Origin of the sequence: Pinirhizobacter sp. (assembly GCF_035317885.1) — a bacterium.
Classification (GTDB): Bacteria; Pseudomonadota; Gammaproteobacteria; order Xanthomonadales; family Rhodanobacteraceae; genus Pinirhizobacter.
In genome coordinates, this window is the sequence record NZ_DATHFX010000395.1 from 1 (window position 1) to 2,546 (window position 2,546).

General features: G+C 65.6%; 3 protein-coding genes. 2 read left to right on the forward strand and 1 reads right to left on the reverse strand.

Annotation, left to right across the window (positions count from 1 at the left end; translation table 11 throughout):
• Window positions 1–231 (reverse strand): aquaporin (locus VK519_RS13035; protein WP_324350407.1); only part of this gene is annotated, 231 nt, incomplete at its 3' end.
• 196 nt (window positions 232–427) lie between these two features.
• Between VK519_RS13035 and VK519_RS13040 the strand changes: the two genes are divergently transcribed.
• Complete coding sequence (locus VK519_RS13040) at window positions 428–1,039, forward strand: NAD(P)-dependent oxidoreductase (protein WP_324350408.1); 612 nt, start codon at window positions 428–430, stop codon at window positions 1,037–1,039.
• 141 nt (window positions 1,040–1,180) lie between these two features.
• Window positions 1,181–2,546: glycoside hydrolase family 3 protein (locus VK519_RS13045; protein WP_324350410.1), on the forward strand; the 1,366-nt coding region annotated here is incomplete at its 3' end.

Here is a 2,546-nt window from a genome sequence, read left to right on the forward strand (position 1 = left end):
CCGGCGACCGGCCCACAACCCCAAGGTCACGGCGGGATTGAAGTGGCCGCCGGAAATGGCGCCCACGCCGTACGCCATGGTCATCACGGTCAACCCGAAGGCCAGGGCCACGCCCGCGAAGCCGATGCCCAGTTGCGGGAATGCCGCGGCCAGCACCGCGCTGCCGCAACCGCCGAAGGTCAACCAGAACGTGCCGAGGAATTCGGCACCCAAGCGCTTGGACATCCCCATGGTCAATCTCCGAGATTGGCGGCGGCCGGGAGCGGCCACCCGCCCAGGTAAAGAGGCTCCGGGGAATCTACGCTCTCGCCAATTGGGGTGACACCGTGACGAAAGTTGTAGGGGATCGCCTACTTGAACGCCTGGCTGCGGGCGGCCGAAAAGGTGCAGTATCAGCCGCTAGCCACCTCCTCCTGGAGTTCGTTCCATGAAAATCGCCATCATCGGCGCCACCGGCCACGTCGGTAGCCGCATCCTTGCCGAAGCCGTGCACCGTGGCCACGACGTCACCGCGCTCGCGCGCGATCCGTCCAGGTTCCAGGGCCACGCACATGTCACGCCCTTGTCCGTGGATGTCACCAGCCCCGATGCACTTACCCTGTCGCTGCACGGGCACGATGCCATCGTCAGCGCGTTGCGCTTCGACGGTACCGATGCGCAAAGCCTGATCCACGCCGTACGCGCCTCGGGCGTGAAGCGCCTGCTGGTGGTGGGTGGCGCCGGTAGCCTTGAGGTTGCGCCGGGCTCGGTGCTGGTGGAGCAGCCCGGCTTCCCGGCCGAATACAAGAGCGAGTCGCTGGCCGGCAAGCACTTCCTGGACACGCTGCGCGGGGAAGACACGCTCGAGTGGACCTTCATCAGTCCATCGGCACTGTTCGTGCCCGGTGAACGCACCGGTCACTTCCGCCTGGGCAAGGACACCCTGCTGCACGACGCGGACGGCAAGAGTTGGGTGTCGTTTGAAGATTTCGCCATCGCCATGCTCGATGAAATCGAACATCCCGCGCACGTCCGGCAGCGTTTCACCGTCGGTTACTAGTGTTCGGCATTCCCTTGGCGGCCGCGTGGATTGGCTATCCTAGGTCGATCACTTAGGTCCCCGGGAACCGCCATGACCTGTCACCGCCACCACCGTATACGGCGCAGGGCCATCGCTCTGGCCGCCGCCGTGGTGTTCAACATGTCATGGGCCGTGCTGGCGGCATCGCCGGGGAACGACGCCAGTGAACGTGCGCACGCGCTGGTGGCGCGAATGACATTGCCGGAGAAAATCGCCCAGCTGCAAAATGCCGCGCCCGCCATCCCACGCCTTGGCGTGCCAGCCTACGACTGGTGGAACGAAGGGTTGCACGGGCTGGCTCGCAGCGGCCCGGCTACGGTATTCCCCCAAGCCATCGGCCTCGCCGCCAGCTGGAACCCATCGCTGATGCAGGAGGTGGGAGGCGTGGTGGCACGCCAGGCTCGCGAGCGCTATACCGCCATCGGAGCCGGCAACGACCATCCGCGCTACCACGGGCTTACGATCTGGTCGCCGAACATCAACATCTTCCGCGACCCACGCTGGGGCCGAGGGCAGGAAACCTACGGCGAGGATCCGACCCTCACCGCCACGCTCGCCCGCGGATTCATCGGCGGCCTGCAGGGCAACGATCCGCTGCATCCCACGGTGATCGCCACGCCGAAGCATTTCGCCGTACACAGCGGGCCGGAACCCGGCCGCCACGGCTTCAACGTCGATCCATCGCCGCATGACCTTGAAGACACCTACCTGCCCGCGTTTCGCGCGGCAATCGTCGATGCCCACGCCGGATCCATCATGTGCGCGTACAACGCCATCGGCGGCACACCCGTCTGCGCGCTGCCCTGGCTGCTGGGTGAGCGACTGCGCAATGACTGGCACTTCCAGGGCTACGTGGTATCCGATTGCGATGCCATTGACGACATGACCCAGGTCCACCACTACCGTCCCGACAATGCAGGCTCAGCGGCCAGTGCCTTGCGGGCCGGCACCGATCTTGACTGCGGCGATGCCTACGGCGCTTTGGCCAAGGCAGTGGCTGAGGGCAAGGTCGACGCACGCAGCATCGACACCGCAGTCGAACGGCTTTTCACCGCGCGTTTTCGGCTGGGGATGTTCGATCCGCCGACGCAGGCATGGCGGCCAGGCACGACCGAGACGGCGGCCGACCGCCAACTCACTTTGCGCGCGGCGCTGCAGTCGATCGTCTTGCTGAAGAACGAGCACGATGCACTTCCGTTGAAGACGGGTACCCGCATCGCCGTGATCGGACCCAACGCGGACGTACTTGATGTGTTGGAAGCCAACTACCACGGCACAGCCCGGAACCCGGTAACTCCACTGGCCGGACTGGTGGCACAGTTCGGCAAGGCCAACGTCCGCTACGCCCAGGGATCGACGCTTGCCCCTGGCGTTCCCGTGGTGGTGCCGTCCACGACGCTTCGCGATGCAACCAGTGACGGCACCTCGGGGCTGCGCGGGGAATACTTCGCCACGCACGACTTCACGACAAAACCCGTAGCCGTAT